The organism is Pseudarthrobacter woesei (genome assembly GCF_055412745.1).
Window position 1 is genome coordinate 82,641 of the sequence record NZ_JBVAYU010000012.1, and the last position, 25,204, is coordinate 107,844.

Genomic DNA, 25,204 nt, shown 5'->3' on the forward strand with positions numbered 1-25,204 from the left:
AACGACACAAAACCTCAACAACCAGCGCAGTGAAAGGTAAATCTCATGACTAAGGACATCCAAGTCGCGTTCGGCGTCGACGTGGACGCCGTAGCCGGAATGCTCGGCTCCTACGGGGGCGAGGATTCCCCGTGCGATATCTCCCGCGGCCTGTTCAGCGGCGAGGTCGGCGGCCCCCGCCTTATCCGCCTTTTCGAGAAGTACGGCCTTCCCGCCACGTGGTTCGTGCCCGGCCACTCGATCGAGACTTTTCCGGACCTGACCCGCATGATCGTGGACGCGGGGCACGAAATCGGCGTGCACGGATACTCGCATGAAAACCCCATCGCCATGACCCGCGAGCAGGAGACGGCCATCCTGGACCGGTCGATCGAACTTATCGAAAAGGTTTCCGGCCGTCGCCCCACCGGCTATGTCGCACCCTGGTGGGAATTTTCCCCGGTCACCAACGAGATCCTCCTCGAACGCGGGATCAAGTACGACCACTCCCTGATGCATCGCGATTTCGAGCCCTACTACGTGCGTGTCGGCGACAGCTGGAAGAAGATCGACTACACCAGAGCCGCAGAAACCTGGATGGAGCCGCTCGTCCGGGGCAAGGAAACCGACCTTGTCGAGATCCCGGCCAACTGGTACCTGGACGACCTTCCTCCCATGATGTTCATCAAGGCCTCCCCGAACTCCCACGGCTTCGTCAGCCCCAGGGACATCGAACAAATGTGGCGCGACCAGTTCGACTGGGTGTACCGCGAAATGGACCAGGCCGTCTTCACCATGACCATCCACCCGGATGTCTCGGGCCGCCCCCAGGTCCTGCTCATGCTCGAACGCCTCATCGAACACATCAACTCCCACGAAGGCGTCAGTTGGCTCACATTCGACCAAATCGCGGACTCCTTCCTCGCCCGCAGCCCCCGAAAGGAAAACCAGTAATGACCGTTCAGCAGCCCGCCATCGACCTGACTAAACCCGCCACCAACGAGAAACGCCGCTTCCCGGTATTCTCCAAGCGCCACACGACCACCGCCACCGTGCTGGCCCTGCTGGCCTGGACCGTAGCTGTGTTCGACTACGGACTTTTCGGAACCCTCCTGCCGGCCATGCAGGAAGAGTTTGGCTGGACCGAAACTGAAGCCTACGCAATCAACACCTGGATCGCCGTCGGCACCGCGATCGTCTGCTTCGGCGTCGGCCCCGTCATCGACCGGCTCGGCCGACGCAAAGGCATGATGGTCACCGTCGGCGGCACCGCGGTTGTCTCCGGTCTGACGGCCCTGATCCCGACCGGAATCCCGTTCCTCAGCAACGGCCTGGTCGTGCTGGTGCGTTCCTTCGGCGGGCTCGGATTCTCGGAGCAGGCCGTCAACGCGACCTACATGAACGAGGTCTACCAGGTCACCGAAGTCGCCGATAAGCGCAAGCGCCCCGGATTCCACTACTCCTTCATCCAGGGCGGCTGGCCGCTGGGCTTCCTGCTCGCCAGTGCCCTTGCCCTCGCCTTCCTCCCGTCCCTCGGATGGCGCGCCCTCTATCTCATGGCAACTATTCCGGCCGTGATCATCGTCTGGGCCATTGCCAAGAAGCTAAAGGAGACACCTCAGTTCGAGCTGCACCACAAGCTGACCGAACTTGAGAAGAGCGGCAAGACCGAGGAAGCCCACGCACTGGCCCGCTCCTACGGCGTCGAACACTCTTCGGCGGCCCCGCTCAAGCGCATCTGGGAACCGCACCTGCGCCGGAACACGATCGTCTTCTCGCTGGCCTGGATCTTCAACTTCTTCGGCATCATGATCTTCAGCATCCTCGGCAGCTCCGTCCTGAAGAACGCCAAGGGCGTGGAACTCTCCGACGCCTTCTGGATGCTGATCGTCATCAACATGCTGGCCTACTTCGGCTACGTCTTCCACGGATGGCTCGGTGACAAGATCGGCCGCAAACGGACCATCATCGGCGGCTGGATTCTCTCCGGCATTTCGTTCAGCATCATGCTCAGCCCCTTCGCCACGAGCCCCTTCATGATCATCGTCACCTATGGAGCCGGACTGTTCTTCCTGGTCGGACCCTACGCTGCAATCCAGTACTTCATGGCCGAGTGCTACCCCGTCAGCTGCCGAGCCACGGGCACCGCCTTCATCGGCGCGATGAGCCAGCCCGGCATCATTCTCGGCGGTGCACTGTTCACAGCTGCCGCAGCCAGCGCGGGAACTGGCGCTGCAGCCCTGTGGGTCGGCGCCGCCGGAACGTTGTTCTCCGGCCTCCTGATGATCGCCGCCAAGCCGCCCGTTGAAGCCCTGCTCGAGGACCACCCGCACGAAGTCGAAGCATGACACCGGAAACCAGGGTGGCCGTAATCACCGGAGCTGCCAGTGGCATTGGACGGGCGCTCGCGGTCCACTACGCCCACCGGGGCGTGCATTCGGTGATGGGCACCTTTCCCGGTGACCCGCACGACCCGGAAGAAACCCTCCGTCTGGTGAAGGACGCAGGCGGCCAAGGAGTTGTCCACGAAGTGGATGTCCGCAGCACACCGTCCGTTGATGCGTTCGCTGAACGCGCCCTGGCGGAGTACGGGCGTCTGGACTACGCGGTGGCCAACGCAGGAATCCTGCGCAACTCGCCCCTGGGGGAGATGACCGATGAGCGCTGGGATGACATGCTCAACGTCGACCTTACCGGCGTACTGCGGACCCTGCGAGCCGGGTCCGCGCGGATGACCGGCGGTGGATCGATGGTTGCCGTGTCCTCCATTGCCGGAGGAGTCTACGGGTGGGAGGAGCATGCCCATTACGCGGCCGCCAAGGCTGGCGTGCTCGGGTTGATCCGCAGCGTCGCCGCCGAGCTGGGACCGCGCGGCATCCGCGCCAACGCCGTGATTCCCGGACTCATTGAGACGCCCCAGTCCCTGGACCCGGTGAACTCGCTCGGTCCTGACGGCTTGCAACGCGCCGGGCTGGAAATACCCTGGGGCCGGGTCGGACGGCCTGGGGAGGTCGCCAGCGTGATCGGCTTCTTGACCTCCGATGATGCCTCCTACGTCACCGGTCAGTCCCTGATCGTCGACGGCGGTCTCACCATCAAGATGCGCGCCTGAACGGCCTTGGAAGGACGAGAATGAACAACCCTGACGCCTCCCGAAATGCGGCGGGTCGCGCTGTAGTGGTCACAGGCGGAGCCAGCGGCATAGGCAAGGCCATCGCCGAAGCCTTTATCGCCAACGGCGACAGAGTGGCCGTCCTCGACCGGTCGGGCGAGGAGGGAAACATCGCCGTCGACGTCTCCGACGAAGCGAGCGTCAAGGCGGCCTTCACCGCCGCACGGGCGCAACTCGGAAGCATCGACATTCTCGTGAACAGCGCGGGCCTGCTGACCGAATCACCGCTGGAGCAAATGACCTTGGCCATGTGGAACGAGACGATTGCCGTTGACCTGACGGGCGTCTTCCTGTGCTGCCGGGAGGTGGTGGGGGGAATGCGGCAGCAGAAGTGGGGCCGCATCATCAACATCGCCTCCCAGCTGGCCATCAAGGGCGGAACCGGGCTCAGCCACTACAGCGCCGCCAAAGCAGGGGTGGTAGGACTGACCAAGGCTCTGGCACTGGAAACCGCCGCAGACAACGTGCTGGTCAACAGCATAGCCCCAGGCCCTATTGAGACGCCCTTGGTTGAAGGAATCTCCGAGGACTGGAAAACGGCGAAGCGTGCAGGACTGCCGCTGCTGCGCTTCGGCATTCCGGCCGAGGTGGCGCCGACGGCGCTGCTTCTCGCCAGCGATCCGGGAGGCAACCTGTATGTCGGTCAGACGCTGGGGCCAAATTCCGGCGACGTCATGCCCTAGGAAAGGACACCCCACATGTGCGGCGCGTGCGGACGAAGTGTTGTGAGCGACCCCGTACTGGGGCCGAACCGAACGATGCGGCAGCATCTCATTGTCGCCCAAACGATCAACAGCGTCTGCCAAACGTGGCCCGGGGCCCCGAAAGTGGCCGCTACCAGCGACGGCTGGCTGGTGTCGGGACCAACGGGCGCCACAGCGGCCGTGGGAACAGTGGAAGGTCTATGGTCTGCTGTTCTCCGAAGCTGCCCGGGAGCGCAGCCTTCGGATCCGCGTCCTACGGAGGGGCCCGGTGCTACAGAAAATACTCGCGTGGCGGCGCCCATGGTCGGTTCGGAGGGGGACCCGACGTCGGAGGACTGGACGGCAGCGGACTCGCAGCCGGAGGACTTGTCGCTCCGTGTCTTGAATCTTGGCCACGACATGGCGCGCAATGCGGGCACGGCCTCCGCAGGGTCGTGGTAAGCCCGCGAATAATGATGTCCAGACCAGATGCACCGCGCCGAGTTTGATGGCGACCTCGATAATCGGGAAGGATGATTCCGATGCCAGCAGGACGGAAGTACCCGGTCCAGCAACGTGGCGGGCCAATGATGCAAAGAAGAACCCTGCAACCAAGGTCGGCCCGTTCCGCCGGATTGAAGGGTAGCACGGGGTGAACCATCTGGTTGGCAGCCGATCAATCCGGCCATGACTCCATAGTAAGCATGCTTAGGGTTAGGATTTCAAGCCCCCTGTGTTCCGTTCGAAGGGCTGGCGTTCCGTTCGGTCCGGGGAGGACATCACTTGCGGGCACCGATTTGGAGGGCGTCCGCTGGCGCGGCCGGCTGTTGGGTCCAGTGCTGTCCGTCGCAGGGCTCCGGCCCACCCTGGCCCTGTTTGTCTACGACGATGCTCCTATAGGCGTCAAATCGGAAAAGCCCTAATCCTGAAACTGTTCAGCACGCGGGGTTGAACGGTCGGCAATTCCTCGGGGCAGCGGGGTCATGAAGTTCGGGAGGGCTGCCGTCCTAAGGGAGCGGATCTCCTACCGCCTAACGTCCGCGCGTCGACAGTGTCTGTGCAGCGAGGGTGGTCGGGGCTGGATCAGGCAGTTGTGAACCGATCACTTGCCTGGCCGGCGAGGACGCCGGTGGGCAGCTTGCGGTCCATGAGGACCATCAGGAGGTGGTGGCCGGAACCGCGGAGCGGCTCGCCAGCTCCGAAGGCCCAGTCGAGATCGTCGGCCTCAAGGCGGATGCCGGTCAGGTCAAGCCGGAAATGTTTCTGGCTGAGCGGGCTGGTTGCCTGGTCGAGGACCGTGAGCAAGCTGGCCTCACTAACTGAGTGTCTGATACCCAGCGGGATTGTGATGTCCAGGCCGTGAACGATGTCATGGGTGAGGGCCCCTTTGAGGCCGCCACCCGGGGGCTTCCACCGGGTGTCCTCATTCGTCCGCCACCGGTGGAGCAGTGTGCTGATGGGTTCCTGGGCGTCGTGGCGGGCGACTCGATCGGCCATGTGGGCGAAGTTGCCGCGAGAACGGAGCATCTCGCCTATGAACCGCGGGGTCGAAAAGCGCAGGGGCATGGTCATGTGCGCGACAACTTCGCGCATCCGCCAGCCCGTGCATAGCGAGGGGGTGTTCCAGTCCTGTTGGGGCAGGGCTTCCAGGATATTGCTGAAGGCCCGCCGCTCGGCGGCGATGGTCGCCATCAGGTCGTTGCCCGCGCTCATCGATCGGCTCGGGTCAGCTGAGCGAGGTAGGCGTCGAACCGGTCCAGGGACGTGAGGAATCCGGCCTGGGCATCGGCATTCATCATCGGTGACGGCACCTTGGTCTGTTCTATGTCGACTTGGGTTCGGTGGTTCCCGAGTTCGGTGAAGGTGATGGTCACGGTCATCCCCGATCGGTCCTCGATCCACGACAACCGCTCTGGTGGGCTCACCTCAAGGTATCTTGCACTGGTTGGGTAGGTGCTGCCGTCGGCGCCGTTGACCATGATGGTCGTGAAGACCCCGCCGACGCGGGCGTCTACGGTAATTGTTTCCGAGGGTGTGGTGACTCCAATGGGACCCCAGAAGTGAGTCAGATGTTCGGGGTCGATCATGCAGTCGAAAACCAGCTGCCGTGGCGCCTCGAAGGTGCGGGTGAAACGCAGGGTGTTCTCATTCATGGGGATCTCCAATCGGTGGTTCTTGCAGGGTGCGGAGGTGTTGGTCGAGCTTGTCGAAGCGCTCCGACCAAAGACGCCGACTCTCTTCGATCCAACCGGCAGCGGCATCGAGGGCCTGCAACTCCAAGTGGCAGGGGCGGAACTGAGCGTGTCGGCCCCGGCTGATCAGCCCCGACCGCTCAAGCACCTTCAGGTGCTTGGATATGCCCGGCAGGCTCAGCTTGAACGGTTCCGCCAGTTCATTGACTGTTGCGTCGCCGACGGCGAGCCGGGCTACGATCGCCCGCCGCGTTGGATCGGAGAGCGCGCTGAACATCGCGTCGAGCTTCTGACTCCCTGCCGCTGTCATGACATCATCCGGAATCTCTTCACTGTTGTATTTTACCGCTCAGTTAATTAGCCGTCAAGTAAAGTAACAGTTCTGGGGTCCGACTCCAAGGAGTCGCACTGGGGCGCTTGAGTTTGCCTCAGAAGATTGGCTCTCCACTGGTGACTAAAAAGAGCAACCAATCGTTGCACATACCTCAGCGGTGCTCTATAGTTTGTGCAACAAAAGGTTGCTAAAAGTTAGGAGCGCAGGATGGAGTACGGCAGCATCGAGCGGGAGATCCACATTGAAGCCACGCCTGAGGTGGTGTACGAGGTCATCACCACGCCTGAGCACCTGCGGGAGTGGTGGCCGGATGAGGCCGAGCTCGAACCGGTGCCCGGGGCGACGGGGGTCATCTCGTTTGGCGATAGGTCTGCGCCGGGGGCAAAGATCGTTACTCTCCTGGTGGTGGAAGCCAGCCCGTCTCGCCGCTTCTCCTTCCGGTGGGTGTACGACGACGGTGAGACCGCGACGCCTTCCAACTCGCTCCTGGTGAGCTTTGACCTGATCCCGTCGGGTAGGGGCACGCGGCTGCGTTTTACCGAGACGGGGTTCAGGGAGAAGTGTTGGGAGTTGGCCGTGCTCGAGGAGCATTACCGGGATCACGTCCGCGGCTGGGACTACTTCCTGCCCCGACTCGTTTCCTACGTCGGCCGGCTGGTATCGGCGCCATGAGCGTGACCGTCGACGACGATCTCTGGTCGGCGGTGGGGGATTCGACTCGGCGACGGATGCTTGACCTGCTGTTGAACGACGGCGGCGGCACAGCAACCACGCTGAGTAGGCAGCTGCCGGTCACGCGGCAGGCGGTCGCCAAACACCTTGCCGTGCTCCACCGCGTCGGAATGGTCCACGTCACGAGTTTGGGAAGGGAGCGAATCTACGAGGTGAGCCAAGCCCAGCTCGCCCGAGCTGTCGCGCAACTGTCATCGGTCGGGGCCACTTGGGACGCCAGGCTGCAGCGCATCAAGGGAATCGCCGAAGCAATCCAGCATAGTCGCGAAGGCTGACGCCTCACGGCTGAACGTCGCCACATCCGTGGCGGTCGTGCCCAACCATGCCCAAATGTGGGCGCGCACTCGAGAATGAGGTAACGAGATGTTGGACTTCACCACGACTTTCGCCGTGGAGCGGACTCCGCAGGAAGCATTTGAGGCCATCACAAAAGTCCGCGGTTGGTGGTCGCAAGAGGTCGAGGGCGTCACCGACCAGGTCGGTGGTGAATTCACTTACCACTACCAGGACGTGCACCGCTGCTGCATCCGGGTCACGGAACTCGTGCCCGGCCGGAGAGTTGCATGGCTCGTCCTGGACAATTACTTCAACTTCGTCGAAGACCAGGCCGAGTGGAAGGACACCCGGGTCGTCTTCGAGATCTCTGAAATGGAGGGCGGGACCGAGGTCCACTTCACCCACGTCGGCCTGGTTCCGCAGTATGAGTGCTACGAGGTGTGCTCCAACGCGTGGGGCGGCTACCTGGGCGGCAGCCTGCGCAATCTGATCAACACCGGGGAAGGGCAGCCCAACCTGAAGGGAAACGGCCACGCCCCAACCCACCAGCACACCGCCGCCGAGCTGCGCGGCGGGCGCCAACGTCAGGCATCGGCCGGGCCGACCCCGGGGAGGGGAAAGACTGAGATGGATCTTGGAGCAGGCCGGCCTTAGCAGTCTTGTTGGCGCATCCTTGCAGCTGTCTGCTCGGTCAGCCATTGACGGTAGTCCGCGGCGAGGGTGTCGTTGCGGAGCAGGCCCCGTTCCAGGAGGGAAATCTTGGAGGGCCACTGGGCAAGTTCGCTGGCTGCGACCGTGATGGTGAGACCGAGTGTGGTGCGCTTTTGTCGCAGGTCGGTGTTGTCTGGGGCTGCTTGGGGGTTGGTGATCTGGCGGTAGATTTCCCGGGCAGCGTAGCGTTTGAGGCAGCGCATGATTTCCCGTTTGCTCTTGCCCTCCGCAGTGCGTTTGGCCACGTAGTCCTTGGTCCGTTGACACGACGCCATACGGACCAGGACGACCTGATACAAGGCATGGTTAGCGTTGCGGTCACCTCCTCTGCTGAGCCGGTGACGGGTGGTTTTGCCCGAGGATGCTGGTATCGGCGCGACCCCGACCAGGGCGGCGAACTGGGCCTCATTTCCTATGCGGTCGGGGTTGTCTCCGACGGTGACCAGGAGTTGGCTTGCTACTTCCGTTCCGACACCTGGCAGGTCGCAGAGCATCGGCGCGTAGGTATCGAGGATTTCCTGGAGCGCCGCGTCCGCGGCGGCTATCTCTGCCGCGAGCGACTGGCAGCGGGTGGCCAGAGACTTCAAAGTCAGCAGGCACACGTACTCGGGATCAGCCATGTGACCCGAAGGTCTGGCACGCTGCAGGGCTGTGAGCATCGCAGAGGTTCCAAGCCCGCGGTATTTCGCCCGGAGTTTATCCGGGGCAAATACGAGCAGGCCCTTGATCTGATTGATGGCTGCGGTGCGGGCCTTGACGGCAGAGGTGCGGCCGGCGCGCAGGATTCGCAGGCATTCAACGGGACCGTCCTTGGCTTTCGGGATGGATTTGGTCCGGCCGTCGAGGACTGATTGGGCGGCTTGGTAGGCGTCCAGCGGGTCGGATTTGCCCTTCAGCCGGCGCACGGCCCGGTTTGGACGGTTCACTTCCAGCACACAAAGACCTTCACCGCGCAGGGTCCTGGCGATTTCAGCCCCGTAGGATCCTGTTCCTTCGACCCCTACGGCGGTGACTGTGCCGTGGCTGGTGATGAAATCCACGATCTTCCGGTATCCGGAGCCGACGGCCAGGGATTCCTTGTCCGCGAGGGGTTTGCCGTGCTCGTTGATGACGGCCACGTGGTGTGTGTCGGCGTGAGTATCGATACCGGCGATGACGGTGATTAGATCGGTTGCCAAGATGGAAGTTGCCCCCAGTTAGATTGATGGCTGGTGAGTGGGGCGCGAGCCAGGTGGGCAGACAAAACGGTAATGGGACTGGTCGTGTCAGGCTCCTATGAAGTCATGTCCGCCTGGCTCCACACCCCTTTGACGGACCTTGAGCCGGCGGACAGATCGTCGGTAAGACAGTGCCGCCAGGCACGTCAGTTTTTTGCTGAGTCACGCCGGCTCAAGACCTTTTCCAGTATTACCGTCTTTTGGTTGCTGTCCTTCGGATTCTAGGCGTCCGCTCCACCCCGTCTAGCCCCTCCTTCGTCGGGGCCTGCGGTCCAGGAAATGTCCCTCCGGCGCTCCTGCGTCGCTGATTTCCTTGAGGGAATTTCCCGCACCTTGCCCTGCGGGTAGACAGGGCTCCGTCGGCCGCCGAGCAAGCGAGCTTGCCAGCAACCAAAAAACAACGGGGGGAGAGGGGAAGCTGGCCGGTCACCTGAGCCGCCCACCCACCGGAATCCTCTGCAAAAAGGAGCAACACCATGAACACCACACCCACCCTCGAAATGCTCGACCCGGCCACCCTGACCGTGGACACCAACGTCCGCAAAGACGCCGCCCTGACCGCTGACTTCATTGCCAGCATCAAAGAGCACGGCGTGATGGAACCCGTCATCGCCCACCGCAAAGACGACGGCGTGGTGCACGACCTGATGGGACAGCGCCGCACCCGCGCCGCCGTTGAAGCCGGACGCACCAGCATCCCGGTGATGATCATCGAGTCCCCCGAGGAAGCCGAACGTATCGTGACCCAGGTCGTGGACAACATCCAGCGCGCCGAACTGACCGAAGCGGACGAGGCCGACGCCTACCACCAGCTGTCCCTGATCGGAGTGTCAGCCGCCGTGATCGCGAAGAAGACCGGGCGCACCAAGACCACCGTGGAAGGGGCACTGAGGGCCAAATCCTCGACCGCCGGAGCCGCCGCCCTGGGCAAGGGGTACACGATTGAAGCGGCCCTGATTCTGGCCGAGTTTGCCACTGACGGTGACGCGGTGGAGGAGTTGGAATCGGTCATCGCCGATGAACCGGAAATGCTGGCACACGTCACCCAACAGTTGCGGGACCGCCGCGACCGCGCGGCCGCCCTCGCGGCGCTGACCGCCGAGCTGAAAGCCCAGGGCAAGACCATCGTCGAGGACGCCGGGCACTACGCCAACGAAGAGAACCTGTACGTCTCGGCCGCGAAGCGGGCCGACGGGGAACCGGCCACCGACGAGGACGCCAACGCCTACCTGATCAGCACCGACTACCGGGGCCAGCACAAAGCCAACCCCGTCATCACCGGCTGGAAGGACCGGGGCTTCACCCCGAAGTACGAACGCTACGACGGCGGCACCCAGGCCCAGAAAGGCCCGATGACCGAGGAACAGAAAGCCGAGCGGAAGACCCTGATAGCCAATAACCGCGAGATGGAAAGCGTCCTGTTGACTGAACTTCTGGGAGACTGAACCCAGGCTTTCCGGAGAGGTGGTCATCGTGGACGAAATGCGGCTGAAGCTGCTCGAGGGTCAGATCGAGTTACCCGGCATTGGCGCTGTCCGGAAGAACGCGGCAGGCCTGCTGCCCTACGCCGTGGTCGACGAGGCGGGGCGCGAGATCGAGGTTTTCTCGGTGCTTCTTCGCGATCTCGTGTTGACGGACATGAGCCCGGTGACCGTGCGTTCGTATGGCAATGACCTGCTGCGCTGGTGGCGGGTGCTGGAGCTCATCGGGCTCCCGTGGGATCAGGCAGGCCGTCTGGAGGTCGAGGTCATGGTGGGCTGGATGCGCTCGGCGGTGAATCCTCAGCGGCGGGGGAGCGGGTCCCTGTTGATGAATCCGCGGACCGGGAAGCGGCCGCTGGGTGAGGGGTATGCGCCGGCGACCATCAATCACGCCCTGGCCGTTCTGGCCTCTTTTTACGCGTTCCATGCCCGCTTTGGCCGCGGGCCGGTGACGAACCCGGTGCCGGAGAGTCCGGGCCGCCGGGCGAGACTGGCGCACCGCAGCCCGCTGGAGGAGACCCCGGGAATGCGTCGTGCGCCGTTAAGGCAGAAGGCGGCCGTGCTGGCGCCGCGGTCCATTCCGGATGATCTGGTTGATGAGCTGATCGGTGCCTTACGGACAAGCCGGGACCGGGCGCTCGTGAGCCTTTATCTGTCATCGGGTGCCCGGGCGAACGAGCTTCTCGGTGTCCGGGGTGATCAGGTGGATTGGGCCATGCAGCGGGTCTGGGTTATTTCAAAAGGGTCCAGGACCCTGGAACCGGTTCCCGCCTCTCCGGAGTCCTTGCAGCACTTGGTGGCATATTTCCATGAGCACGGCACCCCTGGACCGGGCGAGCCGATCTGGCGTGCCCTGCATGGGAAGCCGCGGCCGTTGAATTATTACGCGGCGCGCAGGGTCCTGCAGCGCGCGAACACGGCGCTGGGAACGGACTGGTCGCTGCATGATCTACGGCACACGACCATCGACCGGATGGTAACGGACCCGAATCTGACATTGCCCGAGGTGATGGCCGTGACCCGCCACCGGCGGGTGTCGTCAATGGCACCGTATCTGCGGCCGCGGATTGACGAGGTCTTCCAAAAGGTACAGGAGCACTTTGCCGCACCGCGGCCGGAGCCGAAGCTGACGCCCGGGTATGACGCGGACGACTTCACGGTCGTGTTCGGTGGTTAAAGGACTCACGCATCCGGAACAGCGGCGCCTCGAGCCGGCATCGGCCGGAAAAACGCGGACCCGCAGCGTCATCACGGCCGCCCCTGCAACCCCGCCAGCAGTTCCGCCGCAACCGCAGGGAGACCTGGAAAGCCTGGTGGCCAACGTAGGTGGACTCCTCGCCGAGGGTGGATCGCGTGTGCTGCTCGTCGATCTCGACCCTCAGGGAAACCTCGCCGAGGACCTCGGTTATGCCGACAAAGGTGATGGCGGCAGAAGTCTGGCGGCTTCGCTATGCTTCGGGGGAGAACCCGACCTCCTGACCGGCGTCCGAGCCAATCTTGATGTCATTGCCGGCGGCCCCCATCTCGACGATGCCGCGGCATTCCTTGGAGCCAAAGCCCAGAAGGATCGCGACGCTGCGCAGCTGGCCTTGGCCAAACTGCTTGCCAGCGTCGCGGGGGAGTACGATCTGGTTCTGCTGGACTGCCCGCCCGGAAATGAGCCCCTGCAGGCTGCGGCGGTTGCAGCTGCCCGCTACGCACTGGTACCGCTGAAGACGGACATGTCCAGCCGTAAGGGTGTCGCCGCTGTCGCGGCACCGCATGGACAGCGTCGTCGGCCTCAATCCCTCTCTGGACCTGCTGGGCGTCGTTCTCGTCGGCACCGGGACGAATTCCAAGCAGGTTCACAAGGTCACCCGTGACCATCTAACCGCCGATTTTGGCACAGACGAAGTGCTGTTCCCGATGAGCATCCGCCAGGCAGAGGCCAGACTCAGGCGTGCCGTGAGCGTGGATTGCTGGCGCACGAGCTCGAGCGGGAGCTCAGTAAGGGGCCGAAATGGTGGGAGGTCCTGCGTGGTGAAGCGAAGGCCGGCAATGCCGGACCAAAGTCGGCTTCCAGTGTGGCCGAAGACCTGCACGCAGTCGCCACGGAAGTGACCCGGCGTATCGCCGTCGCTGAATCCCAGGAGGTCAGCGCGTGAGCGCCGAACCGACACCCAGTCGACCCGCACTGGGTTTGCCGCCACGACGCACAGCAGTATCGGCCGCAGAGGCTCCGCTGGCACGGATGCTGCCCGGACACCGACCGGTGACACCAAGGAAGGATGAACCCAAGGAAACCGAAAAAGCGAATATGACGGTGAGTATCCCCGCCACGCTGCGGAACCGGGCGCGGGCCGCGTACCGGGCGACCAGCTACGCCGAAGGGGATAACACCTGGAGTCACTTCGTGGCGAAAGCCATCGAAGCCGAGACGGCCCGCCGCGAAGTCGAACACAATGACGGTGCGATGTACCCGTCCTGGGGTGAGAACCTTCCCGGGGGCCGGCGGCTCAAGGAAAGCTGAAGAGCAGGTGACGGGTCCTGAGCTACGGCTACGCAGGATCCTTCGCGGTAGCTGGCGAAAAAGCCCCGTGCCGCGCTGCTGCAGCAGGGGACCTTTCTCGCGCCGCGCCGGTTGAGGTGTGGCGCTTGAGCGGCACGCCTGGACCGGGCGGGGTCCGTCCTTTTGAGGGGGACGGACCGCTCCAGCCTATTTGGATTGGGCTTCAAGTCAATTCGCGGTCTCGGAGGCGAGCCGTGTAGGGACCTTCGCGGCTGGCGCGGTGTGGAGCGGGATGATTGGGCGGGCTCTAGGAATGTCCCATGCGGTTGTGCCGCGGACGTGGTGGGGGTGTCCGGGCGGTGGTGTAGGCGGGTGCCCGGAGGTTTTTGGCCCAGTTGTAGGTTCCGGCGTCGGGCAGTGGGTGGGTGGTGGGGTCGTATCGGGTCCGGGTGTCGGCTGTATCGGGGTCGATGGCCAGGGTGAGGGTCCCGAACGGGGTCCAGGGCCCGGCGGGTGTTGCGTGGTAAAGCCTGAGGGTCCAGGTGCCGGTGCCCAGGGCGTTCCTGAAGGCCTGGGGTGAGGAGGAAAGCCGCGGCGTGGTCGAGGCGGGGCGTGCTGCAAGCAGGACTGGTCCGTTTGTTCCTTTGTAGGGCATCAGAGATGTGAAGGCGCTGGTGCTGGCGGTTTGGTGCGGGGTGAGGAACCAGCGGCCCGCCCGTGACATTCCGGTGGAGGCCAAGAGGAGATCGGCATGGCCGGTTTCGGTCGTGATGCGTATGGCGAGGCCGAGGATGTCCGGCCATTCGGGGGGCGTGCCGATGGAGCGGGACAGCCTTGCTGTAACGGCTTCGCTGCCGGGGGAATCGATCCACCGGATCCCGCTGCCGGTAGTCCCGGGGGATCGTTCGATCGTTCCGGTGAGGGCCACGCCCGCGGGGTGGATAGGCCGGTCGGGCCGCAGGGTCTTCAGGACCTTGAACAGTGCTGCGAACGCCACACCGGCTGCACCGCTCAGGGTAGTTTTCATCCCGCTCCCTCCCGGGCGTAAGCCCGCTGTCCACTTAGGCTTGATTTCGCCTGACATGTCGCCGCCGGGCTCTCCGGCGCAGGGATGGTTTGGAGGCGCAAGACAAGAAGCCCGTTGAGCCTCACAGGACGGGTGGAGGCGCCCTTCCGGCGTGGCCGTTGCTGTCTGTCCGTGGACGGCCGCCGCCAAGATCCCGGACGGCAGTTCTTCTTAGGTGTGTTTTTTGAGGAGGCCTTGGTAGACATTTCCGGGGCGTTGCATCTCGCCGTGCCGGGCTCCGAGCACGATGACGGTGCCGGCGAACGCAGGGATGCTCCACTGCAGGACCCGCAATTGGTTCTGGGCTGTCTTGAGCTCCTCGGGTGCCCCGGGGTGTGGTTCCGTGGCTCCTTCGGCGCCGGCGTCGGAGAGCTCGCCGACTTTATTTCCCAGGATTCCGGCGTACAGGGTGGTCGCAGCCCCAAGGACGGTCACGGCGGTCTTGAGGACGGTAAGCCCGGTAACACCGGCCTGGCCGGCCACGCGTTCCTTGTTCCCGCCAATGACTGCCAGGCCGGCCAGGGCGTGGGCTGCGAACGCACCGGCCTGCACGGGTGCCCACTTAGCCCACCCCAGGCTGGAGAGGCGGGTTCGTTCCGCCGGATCTTTCGCCTCCGCCGTGGCGCCATTGAGGCCGATGGCTCCCATCAGGGAACCGCCGAACCACGCAGCGGCGGACAAATCGTGGACCGAACGGGCTAACAGATTCCCTGCCATGATGATCTCCTCGTATTCCGGGGTCTCGGCGTCACCGGTGGTGCGCTGAATGACCGGGGCTTGGGCGGACGGATATGCCCGCCGTTGAGGCCGTCAAAGGCCCCCAATGGCAAGGGTACTTATTATCCTGTCGCCGGGCCAGTGTTTGTTCCCTGCGGGGAGAGGGGCTTCGGCCGGGCTTTGGAAAACCCTCACCGTGCTCTCCGGCGTCTATCGGGGCATCGATCCGGGAAAGATATAGCGGATGCTGGACGGGGCCTGGGACAGATCCGGGGCCTGGAAGTCGTCCTTCTGGCTACCTGCGCGGAGCGGCTCGATCCACCCGAAAACCAATAACGAACCTCACGAATGACGGCAGCGGCGTCCTTCCTCGCTCCGTGCCCGCCCTGCCTTGCCAAGGTCCCGAACCGGAGGACCGGCCAGCGGTCCGGGGTGGGGCCAGGAGAATCCCACCGGAGGACAGGGTTGCCGGGTGCTTGTCAGGGCGGGCGTAAGCATCCTCAGGCGACGCGGATAAAGAGTTGTGGCCATGCTGACAAAGCAAGTCTGCATGGCTACTATCGGATCATTAGCGGGGCTGAAGCTCCAGATTTAGCCTCGGAACCGATACAAGAATCTGAGGATGCCATGACCGCTTCATCTCCGCGGGTCGCGGGTTACGCCGGGTCGCGAACAACTGTCCAAAAAGCTGCCACCGTCGTTGGAGCGGTGTTCCTGCTTGTCGGTGTCCTCGGGTTCGTTCCCGGCGTCACCAGCCAGTACGACACCATGGCCGTGGCCGGTCACGGTTCCACGGCCATGCTACTTGGGGTTTTCCAGGTATCAATCCTGCACAACATCGTCCACCTGCTCTTCGGTGCTGCCGGACTCGCCGCGGCACGCAGCGCCGGTGGCGCGCGTAATTACCTCATCATTGGCGGCGCCATCTACCTGGTCCTGTGGATCTATGGCCTGATCACCGGCAATTCCGACTCGGCCGCCAACTTCGTCCCCCTCAACACAGCCGATAATTGGCTCCACCTCTTCCTTGGGGTGGGCATGATCGCCCTCGGATTCCTGCTCACCCGGGACCGTGTTACTGCCACCCGCTGAAAGGGACTATCCCATTAACGGCACTCCTCTGTATCAAGCGGCGATGATTCGGTGCTGACTGGAATTGTTTTTTGCCGGGTCTGGAGTGTGACTATTCCGAAGCGTCGATGTGGGGATGAGAGTCGGCCACGCCGGATTATGTTGTAGTTCCCTGGTGTCCTGTCATGGCCGCTTTCCTGTCCCGCGTTAGGCTCTGGTGCTCGCTAAGGTCGTACGCCGTCAGGAGCGACGCCTGTCAGAGGAGTAGCTTTCCTCTCGGAACTCCGGGGTCGTGGTTCAAGCCGTCACAACGGTCCTGACCCAGACTGTCATATGCAAATGCCCCCGCGCGACCCTCCGGGGAGGCCCGCGCGGGGCATTCCGGTTGTGTCGTACTGTCGCAAATGGGGGATGCGGCGGGACCCAGAGACCATAGGGGCGATGAAATTTCGAGTCATATGAGAGCTATTGCCTGACGGGTGTGCCCGGCTTACTCTGGCCAGGGGAATGGCCCGGGCAACCAAAGTTGGGGGCAGGCCAACCGGCGTGCGCGTCATGCCGATCCCGCCAAGGCTGGCTCCATCGTCTCAAAGCGGTGGAGCCAGCTTGCGGGGTTCCGGATCGTCGACAGCGATGGGCGGCACTGCTAGCTGAGGAGGGCGTTCTTCTGCCTGGACTTCATCGTGGAGCTCTGACCACAGTTGGTGCAGGCGATGTTGAAGGTTTTGGACGTTGTGAAGACGGGAATGAAGAACAGGGTGAGTTTAGTGGCGCGTTCCTGCAGCTGATGGTGGACGAATTGGCCGCAGTACTGGCACGTCGCCATCCGTCCAGGCAGGTCGCGAAGGAGCGTTTTAAGGCCGAAGAGTAGAAACATGGTTGGTGCCTTTCAGAGAGTTGGCTGGTCAGGCCCGGGGGAGAGGCGCGCGGGGAGGCCTGAGAGGAGGATGTTGATTCCCTGGTCGAGTTCGGCTTCGCCGTCGTAGTCGGCGAGGACCGGGGCGAGGGCGCGGAGCCTTGGGAAGTCTTTTGGCGGCAGTCGGTGCAGGCCGAGGCGGAGGAGGGCTTCGTTTTCGTCCGGGTCCACGATCAGCTCCTGCAGTTCGTTGAGGATGTGGCCGTAGAGGTACCCGTAGTAGGCGCGGTAGACATGGAGGGCGTCTGCGGGGGCGAATCCGGCGTCGATCAGCAGCGACAGGATTTGTTCCAGGGGCCGCAGCGTTCCAAGCGGCCGGAGGCCCAGGGGCGTGGACAGGGGGCGGGTCACGAGGAGGGGAACGACGTTGGGGTGCCGGAGCGCGATCTCGCGCAGGTCGTGGGCGATGCGCCGGAGCTGTGCCTGCCAGTCCGGGTCATCCGGGAAGATGGCCAGTTCGTTCAGGACCAGCTCCGAGACCCCGTCCAGCAGGGCTGCACGGTTTGCGGCGTAGCGGTAAAGGCCCATGGGATCCCGCCCGAGTTCCTGCCCGAGCCGGCGCATGGTGAGGGCATCGAGTCCCTCCGCGTCAACGAGCGCCAGGGCGGCGGACAGGACAATCTCCCGACTGAGCCGTTTCTTCCGGCCGCCGCCCGTTATGGGCACCGGATTCTCTTCGGGTGACATGGGTTTCCGTTCTTGTGGCTGTGGTCAAGCCCTCTTCAGAGGAAAGTAAGCAAGCTTGCTTATTATGTAGTCTACAGGTAGAGTCTACGTTGTAGGAAGGTGTTTATCACCGTTTCCGAAGCGGAACCCTGATTGCTCGGCCATTCCGGCCTCACATCACCCCTCCTCTCACCCCAGGACACACCATGACTGCGAACAACCCCCAGAACGCCCGAACCGACACGACCCGGAACGCGAACGACATGAAGATCTCCGCGAGGACCCTTGAGCTCGCCGTGTACGTCGCCGCCGTCCTCGCCACCATCATCACCGCTGCCGTTGTTGGGGACGACCGCAGCGAGAACGGTGTGGATGTCTTCAACGCCCATGACGCGATGCAGCTCATTACCTGGCTGACCGTCGGTCTCATGGTGGCCCGAGGCCTGGCCAAGGCCGGCAACCGCGACCACAGCCACAACCACGTATAACACCTGCGCAGCGTTCGGCTGCGGGTGCTGCCGAACAACGATGGATCCTGGTGCCGCCCCCGGAAGGGCGGCCGCACCAGGATCCATCGACCCGAAAAGTTTTATCCCCGGACCTGCAGTCTGCATCCGTCCGGGAGCCTGCTTCTGCGCCCTGTGCACGGCCTTGAAGCTTTAGCTGCTGTAGCCGAACGGCGGCATGAAACGCACCGAGCGGAAACGAGCCACCCATGGCAGCTTCGCAGTACGACCAGTTCCGGCAGGAAGCCACCACCCGCGACCCTGAAGCCGAGCGCGCCCTCTGGCGCAACCGCCTCTATGGTCTCTACAGCCGACGATGTTTCCTGGCCCAGGCGGCGCCCCGGTCAGAGGAAGCCTTCTGGGCGGCCATGAAGATCAAACGGATCCATCCCAAGCGCACCGGCCTCCGCATGAAGGGCCCGGCCGCAGCGGACTACATGCTCGCCAGCTACGCGGGTCTGGTCTGATCCGGATGTCGACGACCTCCCCCACATATCTGCCGCGGGATTCCCACCAGCCCCGCGGCCGGCGCCTCTGGTGTCCGAAATGCGACACTGACGGGCACCTCCTTGTTGACTCCGTCACCACCCTGAACGCGCAGCAGCAGACACTGGCCGCCGCCATCACCTGCACGCAGTGCCGCGGTTCACGTGTCCTGGCGACCACCGCAGCCTTCATCGCGGCACTCCCGGAGCGGAACGAGGACAACGGCGACGTCGTGCACCGGGGCGCCGCTTACGTCCACTGCCAGGAGCCTATGTCGCCTGCAGACCCCGAGCTTCGGGGCGTGCACTGGCCGGTTTCCACTCAGGCCGGGCCGACGGAGTTCCTGAGTGTCTATCTCCGGACCCGGGTTCTGCGGTGCCGGTGCGGATTTCAGATGGAGATACCCCACTCATGACGGGCTGGCTCCTATTCGGTTCTGCAGTGAACCAAGAACACGGAGACATCGTGACCAACAGCGACAATGCACACCAGGCCGCACGCCCGGCAGCAGCAGGGGAACGACCGAGCTTGAACGACCTTGACCTGTCCCCGCAGGGGCTCGCGGATGCTCCAGCGAGCCAAGCGGATCCCGACAGCCTCGTTTACGCCGGCAACAGCTGAACAGCTGAACAGCTGCACCGTTGGGGGAGTCAGGCCGGCACGCGACTGGCATGAGCGCTCTGCCCCCGCCGAGGCACGGTCGAGGGCCGCTACGGCAACATCTGGTGAAATCAGCCAGGATTTCATCCGCGCGTCTCCCCGAATCCGGCGCCCTTCAGGCAGCCGCCAGTTATGAACCAGGAGCACACCATGGATTCTGCACGGATGTTCGAATCAATAGTCATTATCTTCAATCCCAACAGCACCGGGGATGCGCCCCAGCTCGCGGAGAAACTCCGGGACCGGCTGACCGAGCTCCTGACCTACACGGTGGATCTCAGGCTTCAACCGACCAGTCATGCCGGGCACGCCGTTGAGTTGGCCCGCGAGGCCGCCAGCGCCGGCGGCCACGTTCTTGTCGTGTCCGTCAGCGGCGACGGGGGCTATAACGAAGTCGTCAACGGTGTTGTGCAGGGCGGGAACCCGGATGCGGTGTGTGCTGTCATGGCGGCAGGGAACGCCAATGATCACCGGCGGACCACCGGCACCAAGCCGTTGGAAGAAGCCATCGCCGAGGGCAACGTGCGGCACATCGACCTGTTGCGGATCCACACGGGACCGGGAGAGGACGCGCCGGCGGTTTACGCGCACTCCTACATCGGATTCGGTCTGACACCGGTGATGGCGATCGATATTGAAGAGGGCAGCAAGGGCGCCATCAAGGAAATGGTCTCCGTGATCCGGTCATTCGCGAAGTTCAAACCGTTCGAAATACGCCAGACAGACGGAAAACGCCGGAAGCTCGACAGCCTCGTCTTCGCCAACATTCCCGAGATGGCGAAGTACGCCACACTCAGCGACGCAGACAGTCACCCCTCAGACGGAAAATTCGAGGTGGTCCTCTTTCCGCACATGGCCAAGTGGCGGGTACTGCTGACGGCCCTGCGCGCCACCACACAGGGACTGGGTGACCAGCCCAGTGTGAGCACTTACGAATTCACCACACTCAAGCCGCTTCCCTACCAGATCGACGGGGAAGTGAAGTCCGTGGACGCGAACACACTGGTCAAGGTTGAAAGCGCCCCTGCCGCTCTGCCGATACTGGGGTAGGGACCGTACTTTCCGGGACACACCAAAAATCGAAACACCTGAGGCTACCCTGTTGGCCCGGACCGGACCGGACCCGCTTGCGGGAAAAGTCCCTCAGACGACGAAGAGGTATTCACCGTCGATGCAAGCGTTCCAGGCTGCCTTAGTTGTGGAACGAGTTCCAGCGCTGGTGTCTTATGAACCGGGCCGCCAAGTCAGGTCCTCCCGCCCTGGTCCAGGGACCGGGCGATCCCGGTACCACCCTCTGCTGGTGCCTCCGGCTGACACCGGGGCCGCCGCCAATCGTAAAAGTCGTGGCGCCCGGGGCCGCAGCAGGCCCGCTGGAGAGCCCCCTCGGCGCGAAAGCACGCAGATCCCTCGCCGGCGCGCGCTCCACACTGCTGTGAAAGCGTCGACAAGAAATTACCAAGGGTACTTACTAAAAATGGTAATCATGCTTACTATTGTTGGAGTGCTGAATCCTCACAGCGGTTATCCCTTCAACGAAAGAGAGCGATGATGACCGAGAATCAATGGCAGAACGTGACCCCGCAGGTCCCTCCGGCAGGCTACGAACCCGGAGTATCCTCGGGTGCTCCTGCGGCCGAGTCCAAGACCAGTGTGGCCAAGGAGGAGACCGCGGGTGTGGCTAAGCACGCGGGGGACGCCGTGCAGGAGGTGGCGGAAACGGCGAAGGACGAGGTCGCCAACGTTGCCTCAGAGGTGAAGACCAACGCCAGGGATCTTTTGCACCAGGCCAAGTCCGACCTCACGGCCCAGGCCGGAACCCAGCAACAGAAGGCCGCCGAAGGGATCCGCAAGATCTCCGAAGAGCTGCAGACCATGGCCGGGGCACCGGACGAGCAGGGGGTCGCCGCGGACATCGTCCGTCAGGCCGCGGACCGCTCGGCCTCTGTTGCGTCATGGCTGGAGAACCGTGATCCGGGTTCCGTACTGGATGAAGTGAAGTCCTTCGCGCGGCAGCGGCCCGGGGCCTTCCTCCTCCTTGCCGCCGGGACCGGGATTCTCGCCGGACGTCTGGGTAAAAGCCTTCAGGCCGGAGCCCCGACTGCGGCTCCGACAACGGGCACGGCCCTTCCCCCGCAGCCCGTCCAGTCCCCGGTTCCGGGCAGCAGCATCGCCTACGGGGCGGGCGCGCCCGTTTACGGGGGGACCCCCTCTGCCGCTCCGGTCTACCCTGAAACCGTATACGGCGAGACCGCGCGACCCGGGTTTGACGGTCCGGCCGGGGTTCCGCTGCGTGATTCTAACGATCCCTTTGTCCAGGGTGAAGGACGCCGGCCGTGAGCAGCCAGATACCGGAGCCGCCCCCCACCCCCGCCCACGCCAAGGCTGACGCTACTTCGTTAGGCGATCTGCTCGGAGATGTCACCCGCGACATGTCCACGCTGATGCGTCAGGAAGTGGAACTCGCGAAGATCGAGGCGAAGCAGTCAGCTACGCGCGCGGGCAAGGGCGGCGGCCTGCTCGCCGGAGCCGGAGTCGCCGGGCACTTCGTGCTCCTCTTCCTCTCCCTCGCCCTTTGGTACGGCATCGGCGAGGAGTGGACCGGCTTCGGCTGGTCCGCGGTCATCGTCGCCGTCCTCTGGGGCATCGTTGCGGCCATCCTGGCCAGCAGGGGCCGCAAGGAACTCAAAACGATCAAGGGCATGCCCCAGACCGCAGCAACCCTCCAGGAAATCCCACCCACCCTGAAACCGAACGAGGACCACCGATGAGTGAAAACCCTGACGCCATCCGCGCCGACATCGAAGCAACCCGTGCCCGCCTCGGCACCAACGTGGACGCGGTCGCGGACAAAGTGACCCCGTCCAACATCGTCCACCGCCAGACCGACAAGGTCAAAGACGCCGTCTTCGGCGTGAAGGACAAAATCATGGGAACAGCCGAGGATGCCGTGGACAGCGTGGGCTCCGCGGTCGGTGACGCCGGATCCGCCGCCGGATCCACCCTTGGGGACGCCGGCTCCGCAATCGGCGATGCATCCCACAAGGTCGCAGTGAAAGCCCAGGGCAGCCCGCTTGCGGCGGGACTGATCGCCTTCGGCGCCGGCCTGCTCGTCTCCTCCCTCATACCGGCCAGCGCCAAGGAACGGGAGGCGGCACAGGCGCTCAAGACCGCGGCGGAACCGGTCACGACCCAGTTGGCGGACGCCGCCAAGGACGTCGCCCAGAGCCTGCAGGAACCGGCCCGGGAAGCGATGGAAAACGTCAAGACCACCGCGGCCGACGCTGCCGAACACGTCCAGGAGGAAGGCCAGGGCGCCGTCTCCGACGTCAAAGTCAGCGCCGCGGACGCCAAGGACCACGTCCAGCAGGCCTGAGGAATCAGTGGTAATCCGGAGCCGCCCCTCGGACTGATCCGTGGGGCGGCTCCGCCGCACCTGCAGCCCGGCGTTGCAGGGCGCCCCGCGTGAATAGCGATGCAAAGGAGCCCACGTATGGCCCACGCCGACGGAGGGGAGCCGCTTCCGTGGCCCACCTACCGGATTCTCGGCGTCACAGCCAGACTTGAGGAACTGAAGATCAACCGGCGACTGGCGCACCTGCACCTGACCCAGGGCTCCCTCGAGGCCCTGGAATCCGTCGCCGATCTCGAGCCCGCCACGATCTCCGACCTGGCGGTCCTCATGTCGGTCAGCAAGCAAAGCCTCGGCAAGGTTCTATGCAGGCTTGAAAGCCTGGTCCTCGTGAGCAAAGAACGCGGCAGCGACGCCCGAAGCACGATCATCACGCTCACCGCCCGCGGCCGCACCGTCCTGGCCACGGCCGAAAAACTGCTGGACGCCATGGCAGAACCCGGTACCGGTGACGACGCGGCCCTGCGGCGCAGTCTCCAACAGCACCTCAACGACCTCAGGAAGAACTAGTCAACCCCAAGCGTTCCCGGGCCGCGTCAGCTTTGTTTGCGACGGGGCGGGGAAAGCTGGCCGGACCGGATCGCCGGCAATCCGTTCCTGGAACTCCACGATCACCGGATGCAAAGGAAGAGCTTCACCGCGGGCCTCCACCCGTTCCCGGTGACCGGCAAGCCAGTCCTCGAGGTCGTCGTGTTGCTCGGCAGCCAGCCGCCCGGTCGTCGGACCCGGTCGGATGAAGAGTTCATGGTGTGGAGTCTCATGACTTAATGGACATTTCTGTCTCATGACCTCGTAGACACTCTGTCTCAGGACCTCGTTGACACTCGGGTGGGGTTTGCTGCTGCGTATGAGCAAACCCCAACCGGATATCAAGGTCCGTCATGCTGTGGCCACATGGCCCGAGGACGCCCCTCGCGGTGCCGTGAGCGCGTTCTGCCGGAAACACGATGTCTCGCGGGCCTGGTTCTATCAGGTCCGTGCGGCGGCCGCGCGGGTGGGGCCGGTCAAAGCGCTGGAGAAGAGGCCTCCTGTTCCGTCGGCCATGCCCACCGCGACGACCCAGGTCATGGTGGATCTTGTGCTGGACACCAGGGCCGAACTCAAGGAAGCCGGCCACGACCACGGTCCGCTGTCGGTGGTGGCAAAGCTGACCCGGCTGGGCTTCACGCCGCCGTCGCGGGCGACCGTGGCCAGGATCTTCTCCCGGGCCGGAGTGGTGGTGCCGGAACCACGGAAGAAGCCGCGCAGCGCCTACAAGCGCTTCGTCTATCCGCAGCCGAACGCGTGCTGGCAAATCGACTCGACGGAGTGGATGCTTGCCGACCGGACGAAGGTGGCGGTCTTCCAGCTCATCGATGACCATTCCCGCCTCGCGCTGGCCTCCCTCGTAGCCAGCGGGGAAACCAGCGCCGCCGCGATCGCCGTCGTGGCCCTGGCCATCGAACGCCATGGGGTGCCGCAGAAATTCCTCTCCGACAACGGGGCTGCCCTGAACCCGACCCGGCGTGGCCGCACCGGTGCCCTGGTCGAATTCCTCAAGGCCAAGGGCGTGCAGCCGATCACCGGCAAGCCCTACAAGCCCACCACCCAGGGCAAGAACGAACGCTTCCACCAGACCCTGCACCGATACCTGCACGGGCAGCCGCCGGCCCCTTCGATGGCTGCCCTGCAGACCCAGATCGACACGTTCGATCACTACTACAACACTGAACGCGAACACCAGGGTCTGGCACCCGGCACGACCCCGCATGAGGCCTGGAGCGCCACCCCCAAAACCCCAGCGCCCACGCCGCCTGAACCAGACGCGGCTCCAGGATCAGACCGCCGCAGCATGCAACGAATCGTCCGCAAGGACGGCTGCGCCACGATCCTGGGAACCCATTTCCAGATGGGTAAAGAACACACCGGAGCAACCGTCCACGTCATCTACGACGACGCCACCATCATGTTCTTCGGGCCGCAAGGCACCGAGATCATCAGCCACCCCAGGCCGCCTGGAGGAACACCCTACGTCGGCCACGGCAAGCCCTCCGGCATCGCCGCCGACCCCGCCGGAGCCCGCCGAAAACGAATCAGCTATCCACGCAGAACCGACACCAGGACAACAACCCCGCACGAACTGTCCACGAAGCCATGAGACATCAACTGTCCACGAGGTCATGAGACAGGAAGTGTCCACGAGGTCATGAGACATGACAATGAAGAGTTCATGGTCATAATGCCGGGCCCACCCGCCTCCTGCGCGGCACCAGCGACATATGCCCTTCCTCACGGGGCCGGAGGCCGACTTCAAGACCCAGTCTGAGAACGCCGCCCGGGAGTGTCCGTTTAACGGTGGATCCGTGGCTGGCATTTAATTGATTCTTCCTTCGAAGGTGATGGCGAACGCGTTCAGGGCCGGCTTCCACCTCGTCGCCCATCGTGCCCTGCCTTTGCCAGTCG

Annotated in this window: 27 protein-coding genes and 1 pseudogene; 20 read left to right on the top strand and 8 right to left on the bottom strand. The window is 64.0% G+C overall.

Going from position 1 to position 25,204, the window contains the following annotated elements:
- Positions 1-45 precede the first annotated feature (45 nt).
- The 4 genes from ACZYZE_RS15720 to ACZYZE_RS15735 are packed head-to-tail and all read left to right on the top strand — an operon-like array spanning position 46 to position 3,834.
- Complete coding sequence (locus ACZYZE_RS15720; RefSeq protein ID WP_459319356.1) at positions 46-933, top strand: polysaccharide deacetylase family protein; 888 nt, start codon at positions 46-48, stop codon at positions 931-933.
- Entirely contained in the window at positions 933-2,327 is a 1,395-nt protein-coding gene (locus ACZYZE_RS15725; protein WP_459319355.1) for an MFS transporter, read from the top strand. Before ACZYZE_RS15720 ends, ACZYZE_RS15725 begins: the two co-directional genes overlap by 1 nt.
- Positions 2,324-3,091 carry an SDR family NAD(P)-dependent oxidoreductase gene (locus tag ACZYZE_RS15730; RefSeq protein WP_459319354.1) on the top strand — a complete coding sequence of 256 codons (768 nt, stop codon included), beginning with the start codon at positions 2,324-2,326 and terminating at the stop codon, positions 3,089-3,091. Before ACZYZE_RS15725 ends, ACZYZE_RS15730 begins: the two co-directional genes overlap by 4 nt.
- Positions 3,092-3,111: 20 nt before the next feature.
- Positions 3,112-3,834 carry an SDR family NAD(P)-dependent oxidoreductase gene (locus tag ACZYZE_RS15735; protein ID WP_463908738.1) on the top strand — a complete coding sequence of 241 codons (723 nt, stop codon included), beginning with the start codon at positions 3,112-3,114 and terminating at the stop codon, positions 3,832-3,834.
- Positions 3,835-4,917: 1,083 nt separating this feature from the next.
- Here the strand turns inward: ACZYZE_RS15735 and ACZYZE_RS15740 are convergent.
- The 3 genes from ACZYZE_RS15740 to ACZYZE_RS15750 are packed head-to-tail and all read right to left on the bottom strand — an operon-like array spanning position 4,918 to position 6,336.
- Complete coding sequence (locus tag ACZYZE_RS15740; protein WP_459319352.1) at positions 4,918-5,547, bottom strand: maleylpyruvate isomerase family mycothiol-dependent enzyme; 630 nt, start codon at positions 5,545-5,547, stop codon at positions 4,918-4,920.
- The gene (locus tag ACZYZE_RS15745; protein ID WP_459319351.1) at positions 5,544-5,987 is read right to left on the bottom strand and encodes an SRPBCC family protein; all 444 of its coding nucleotides are present in this window, start codon (positions 5,985-5,987) and stop codon (positions 5,544-5,546) included. Before ACZYZE_RS15745 ends, ACZYZE_RS15740 begins: the two co-directional genes overlap by 4 nt.
- Positions 5,980-6,336: an ArsR/SmtB family transcription factor gene (locus ACZYZE_RS15750; RefSeq protein ID WP_459319350.1), complete on the bottom strand. Its 357-nt coding sequence runs from the start codon at positions 6,334-6,336 to the stop codon at positions 5,980-5,982. Before ACZYZE_RS15750 ends, ACZYZE_RS15745 begins: the two co-directional genes overlap by 8 nt.
- A gap of 231 nt (positions 6,337-6,567) precedes the next feature.
- Between ACZYZE_RS15750 and ACZYZE_RS15755 the strand changes: the two genes are divergently transcribed.
- From ACZYZE_RS15755 to ACZYZE_RS15765, 3 genes are all read left to right on the top strand, one after another.
- Complete coding sequence (locus ACZYZE_RS15755; RefSeq protein WP_459319349.1) at positions 6,568-7,032, top strand: SRPBCC domain-containing protein; 465 nt, start codon at positions 6,568-6,570, stop codon at positions 7,030-7,032.
- Complete coding sequence (locus ACZYZE_RS15760; RefSeq protein WP_459319348.1) at positions 7,029-7,367, top strand: ArsR/SmtB family transcription factor; 339 nt, start codon at positions 7,029-7,031, stop codon at positions 7,365-7,367. Before ACZYZE_RS15755 ends, ACZYZE_RS15760 begins: the two co-directional genes overlap by 4 nt.
- Positions 7,368-7,455: 88 nt before the next feature.
- Positions 7,456-8,022 (top strand): SRPBCC family protein, encoded by a 567-nt coding sequence (locus tag ACZYZE_RS15765; protein WP_463908742.1) that lies wholly within the window; start codon positions 7,456-7,458, stop codon positions 8,020-8,022.
- On the opposite strand, the gene ACZYZE_RS15770 is transcribed toward ACZYZE_RS15765, so the two are convergent.
- Positions 8,019-9,257 carry an IS110 family RNA-guided transposase gene (locus ACZYZE_RS15770; protein ID WP_463908744.1) on the bottom strand — a complete coding sequence of 413 codons (1,239 nt, stop codon included), beginning with the start codon at positions 9,255-9,257 and terminating at the stop codon, positions 8,019-8,021. The genes ACZYZE_RS15765 and ACZYZE_RS15770 overlap by 4 nt on opposite strands.
- 515 nt (positions 9,258-9,772) lie before the next feature.
- Between ACZYZE_RS15770 and ACZYZE_RS15775 the strand changes: the two are divergent.
- The 4 genes and pseudogenes from ACZYZE_RS15775 to ACZYZE_RS15790 all read left to right on the top strand — a co-directional run.
- Positions 9,773-10,711 (top strand): annotated as a pseudogene (locus ACZYZE_RS15775) (ParB/RepB/Spo0J family partition protein); the annotation flags it as partial.
- 67 nt (positions 10,712-10,778) lie between these two features.
- Positions 10,779-11,954, top strand: a complete 1,176-nt coding sequence (locus tag ACZYZE_RS15780; RefSeq protein WP_463908773.1) for a tyrosine-type recombinase/integrase — start codon at positions 10,779-10,781, stop codon at positions 11,952-11,954.
- Positions 11,917-12,639, top strand: a complete 723-nt coding sequence (locus ACZYZE_RS15785) for a ParA family protein (protein ID WP_463908746.1) — start codon at positions 11,917-11,919, stop codon at positions 12,637-12,639. Before ACZYZE_RS15780 ends, ACZYZE_RS15785 begins: the two co-directional genes overlap by 38 nt.
- 434 nt (positions 12,640-13,073) lie before the next feature.
- Entirely contained in the window at positions 13,074-13,286 is a 213-nt protein-coding gene (locus tag ACZYZE_RS15790) for a ParB family protein (RefSeq protein ID WP_459319344.1), read from the top strand.
- A 286-nt stretch (positions 13,287-13,572) separates the two neighbouring features.
- On the opposite strand, the gene ACZYZE_RS15795 is transcribed toward ACZYZE_RS15790, so the two are convergent.
- Together ACZYZE_RS15795 and ACZYZE_RS15800 are read right to left on the bottom strand one after the other, a co-directional pair.
- A complete protein-coding gene (locus tag ACZYZE_RS15795) occupies positions 13,573-14,292 on the bottom strand; it encodes a hypothetical protein (RefSeq protein WP_463908748.1) in 720 nt (239 codons plus the stop codon).
- 210 nt (positions 14,293-14,502) lie between these two features.
- Positions 14,503-15,048: a hypothetical protein gene (locus ACZYZE_RS15800; protein ID WP_463908750.1), complete on the bottom strand. Its 546-nt coding sequence runs from the start codon at positions 15,046-15,048 to the stop codon at positions 14,503-14,505.
- A 627-nt stretch (positions 15,049-15,675) separates the two neighbouring features.
- Between ACZYZE_RS15800 and ACZYZE_RS15805 the strand changes: the two genes are divergently transcribed.
- Positions 15,676-16,140: a DUF4383 domain-containing protein gene (locus ACZYZE_RS15805; RefSeq protein ID WP_463908752.1), complete on the top strand. Its 465-nt coding sequence runs from the start codon at positions 15,676-15,678 to the stop codon at positions 16,138-16,140.
- A gap of 625 nt (positions 16,141-16,765) precedes the next feature.
- Here ACZYZE_RS15805 and ACZYZE_RS15810 read toward each other — a convergent pair.
- Together ACZYZE_RS15810 and ACZYZE_RS15815 are read right to left on the bottom strand one after the other, a co-directional pair.
- A complete protein-coding gene (locus ACZYZE_RS15810; RefSeq protein WP_463908754.1) occupies positions 16,766-16,996 on the bottom strand; it encodes a zinc-ribbon domain-containing protein in 231 nt (76 codons plus the stop codon).
- 12 nt (positions 16,997-17,008) lie between these two features.
- Positions 17,009-17,722 (bottom strand): TetR/AcrR family transcriptional regulator C-terminal domain-containing protein, encoded by a 714-nt coding sequence (locus ACZYZE_RS15815; RefSeq protein WP_459319341.1) that lies wholly within the window; start codon positions 17,720-17,722, stop codon positions 17,009-17,011.
- A gap of 185 nt (positions 17,723-17,907) precedes the next feature.
- Here ACZYZE_RS15815 and ACZYZE_RS15820 point away from each other — a divergent pair, with 185 nt between their 5' ends.
- The 8 genes from ACZYZE_RS15820 (at position 17,908) to ACZYZE_RS15855 (ending at position 24,899) form a co-directional block, all read left to right on the top strand.
- Complete coding sequence (locus ACZYZE_RS15820; RefSeq protein WP_463908756.1) at positions 17,908-18,189, top strand: hypothetical protein; 282 nt, start codon at positions 17,908-17,910, stop codon at positions 18,187-18,189.
- Positions 18,190-18,416: 227 nt separating this feature from the next.
- Positions 18,417-18,674 carry a hypothetical protein gene (locus tag ACZYZE_RS15825; protein WP_463908758.1) on the top strand — a complete coding sequence of 86 codons (258 nt, stop codon included), beginning with the start codon at positions 18,417-18,419 and terminating at the stop codon, positions 18,672-18,674.
- Between the two features lie 829 nt (positions 18,675-19,503).
- Entirely contained in the window at positions 19,504-20,403 is a 900-nt protein-coding gene (locus tag ACZYZE_RS15830) for a diacylglycerol/lipid kinase family protein (RefSeq protein WP_463908760.1), read from the top strand.
- A gap of 498 nt (positions 20,404-20,901) precedes the next feature.
- Complete coding sequence (locus ACZYZE_RS15835; protein WP_463908762.1) at positions 20,902-21,690, top strand: hypothetical protein; 789 nt, start codon at positions 20,902-20,904, stop codon at positions 21,688-21,690.
- Positions 21,687-22,121, top strand: a complete 435-nt coding sequence (locus ACZYZE_RS15840; RefSeq protein ID WP_463908764.1) for a phage holin family protein — start codon at positions 21,687-21,689, stop codon at positions 22,119-22,121. Before ACZYZE_RS15835 ends, ACZYZE_RS15840 begins: the two co-directional genes overlap by 4 nt.
- Positions 22,118-22,726, top strand: coding sequence for a DUF3618 domain-containing protein (locus tag ACZYZE_RS15845; RefSeq protein WP_459319335.1), 609 nt, complete (start codon positions 22,118-22,120; stop codon positions 22,724-22,726). Before ACZYZE_RS15840 ends, ACZYZE_RS15845 begins: the two co-directional genes overlap by 4 nt.
- 117 nt (positions 22,727-22,843) lie before the next feature.
- Positions 22,844-23,272, top strand: coding sequence for a MarR family winged helix-turn-helix transcriptional regulator (locus tag ACZYZE_RS15850; RefSeq protein ID WP_459319334.1), 429 nt, complete (start codon positions 22,844-22,846; stop codon positions 23,270-23,272).
- Positions 23,273-23,609: 337 nt separating this feature from the next.
- Positions 23,610-24,899, top strand: a complete 1,290-nt coding sequence (locus ACZYZE_RS15855; protein WP_463908767.1) for a DDE-type integrase/transposase/recombinase — start codon at positions 23,610-23,612, stop codon at positions 24,897-24,899.
- Positions 24,900-25,204 lie beyond the last annotated feature (305 nt).

What these genes read in the sequence shown, in the direction of transcription:
- ACZYZE_RS15780 (WP_463908773.1), top strand. Translation starts at nt 10,779, where the DNA reads ATGCGGCTGAAGCTGCTCGAGGGTCAGATCGAGTTACCCGGCATTGGC.
- ACZYZE_RS15820 (WP_463908756.1), top strand. Translation starts at nt 17,908, where the DNA reads ATGACTGCGAACAACCCCCAGAACGCCCGAACCGACACGACCCGGAAC.
- ACZYZE_RS15750 (WP_459319350.1), bottom strand. Translation starts at nt 6,336, where the DNA reads ATGACAGCGGCAGGGAGTCAGAAGCTCGACGCGATGTTCAGCGCGCTC.
- ACZYZE_RS15730 (WP_459319354.1), top strand. Translation starts at nt 2,324, where the DNA reads ATGACACCGGAAACCAGGGTGGCCGTAATCACCGGAGCTGCCAGTGGC.
- ACZYZE_RS15745 (WP_459319351.1), bottom strand. Translation starts at nt 5,987, where the DNA reads ATGAATGAGAACACCCTGCGTTTCACCCGCACCTTCGAGGCGCCACGG.
- ACZYZE_RS15790 (WP_459319344.1), top strand. Translation starts at nt 13,074, where the DNA reads ATGACGGTGAGTATCCCCGCCACGCTGCGGAACCGGGCGCGGGCCGCG.
- ACZYZE_RS15785 (WP_463908746.1), top strand. Translation starts at nt 11,917, where the DNA reads ATGACGCGGACGACTTCACGGTCGTGTTCGGTGGTTAAAGGACTCACG.
- ACZYZE_RS15830 (WP_463908760.1), top strand. Translation starts at nt 19,504, where the DNA reads ATGGATTCTGCACGGATGTTCGAATCAATAGTCATTATCTTCAATCCC.
- ACZYZE_RS15850 (WP_459319334.1), top strand. Translation starts at nt 22,844, where the DNA reads ATGGCCCACGCCGACGGAGGGGAGCCGCTTCCGTGGCCCACCTACCGG.
- ACZYZE_RS15740 (WP_459319352.1), bottom strand. Translation starts at nt 5,547, where the DNA reads ATGAGCGCGGGCAACGACCTGATGGCGACCATCGCCGCCGAGCGGCGG.
- ACZYZE_RS15855 (WP_463908767.1), top strand. Translation starts at nt 23,610, where the DNA reads ATGAGCAAACCCCAACCGGATATCAAGGTCCGTCATGCTGTGGCCACA.
- ACZYZE_RS15765 (WP_463908742.1), top strand. Translation starts at nt 7,456, where the DNA reads ATGTTGGACTTCACCACGACTTTCGCCGTGGAGCGGACTCCGCAGGAA.
- ACZYZE_RS15810 (WP_463908754.1), bottom strand. Translation starts at nt 16,996, where the DNA reads ATGTTTCTACTCTTCGGCCTTAAAACGCTCCTTCGCGACCTGCCTGGA.
- ACZYZE_RS15845 (WP_459319335.1), top strand. Translation starts at nt 22,118, where the DNA reads ATGAGTGAAAACCCTGACGCCATCCGCGCCGACATCGAAGCAACCCGT.
- ACZYZE_RS15800 (WP_463908750.1), bottom strand. Translation starts at nt 15,048, where the DNA reads ATGGCAGGGAATCTGTTAGCCCGTTCGGTCCACGATTTGTCCGCCGCT.
- ACZYZE_RS15720 (WP_459319356.1), top strand. Translation starts at nt 46, where the DNA reads ATGACTAAGGACATCCAAGTCGCGTTCGGCGTCGACGTGGACGCCGTA.
- ACZYZE_RS15835 (WP_463908762.1), top strand. Translation starts at nt 20,902, where the DNA reads ATGACCGAGAATCAATGGCAGAACGTGACCCCGCAGGTCCCTCCGGCA.
- ACZYZE_RS15735 (WP_463908738.1), top strand. Translation starts at nt 3,112, where the DNA reads ATGAACAACCCTGACGCCTCCCGAAATGCGGCGGGTCGCGCTGTAGTG.
- ACZYZE_RS15805 (WP_463908752.1), top strand. Translation starts at nt 15,676, where the DNA reads ATGACCGCTTCATCTCCGCGGGTCGCGGGTTACGCCGGGTCGCGAACA.
- ACZYZE_RS15825 (WP_463908758.1), top strand. Translation starts at nt 18,417, where the DNA reads ATGGCAGCTTCGCAGTACGACCAGTTCCGGCAGGAAGCCACCACCCGC.
- ACZYZE_RS15795 (WP_463908748.1), bottom strand. Translation starts at nt 14,292, where the DNA reads ATGAAAACTACCCTGAGCGGTGCAGCCGGTGTGGCGTTCGCAGCACTG.
- ACZYZE_RS15815 (WP_459319341.1), bottom strand. Translation starts at nt 17,722, where the DNA reads ATGTCACCCGAAGAGAATCCGGTGCCCATAACGGGCGGCGGCCGGAAG.
- ACZYZE_RS15755 (WP_459319349.1), top strand. Translation starts at nt 6,568, where the DNA reads ATGGAGTACGGCAGCATCGAGCGGGAGATCCACATTGAAGCCACGCCT.
- ACZYZE_RS15760 (WP_459319348.1), top strand. Translation starts at nt 7,029, where the DNA reads ATGAGCGTGACCGTCGACGACGATCTCTGGTCGGCGGTGGGGGATTCG.
- ACZYZE_RS15725 (WP_459319355.1), top strand. Translation starts at nt 933, where the DNA reads ATGACCGTTCAGCAGCCCGCCATCGACCTGACTAAACCCGCCACCAAC.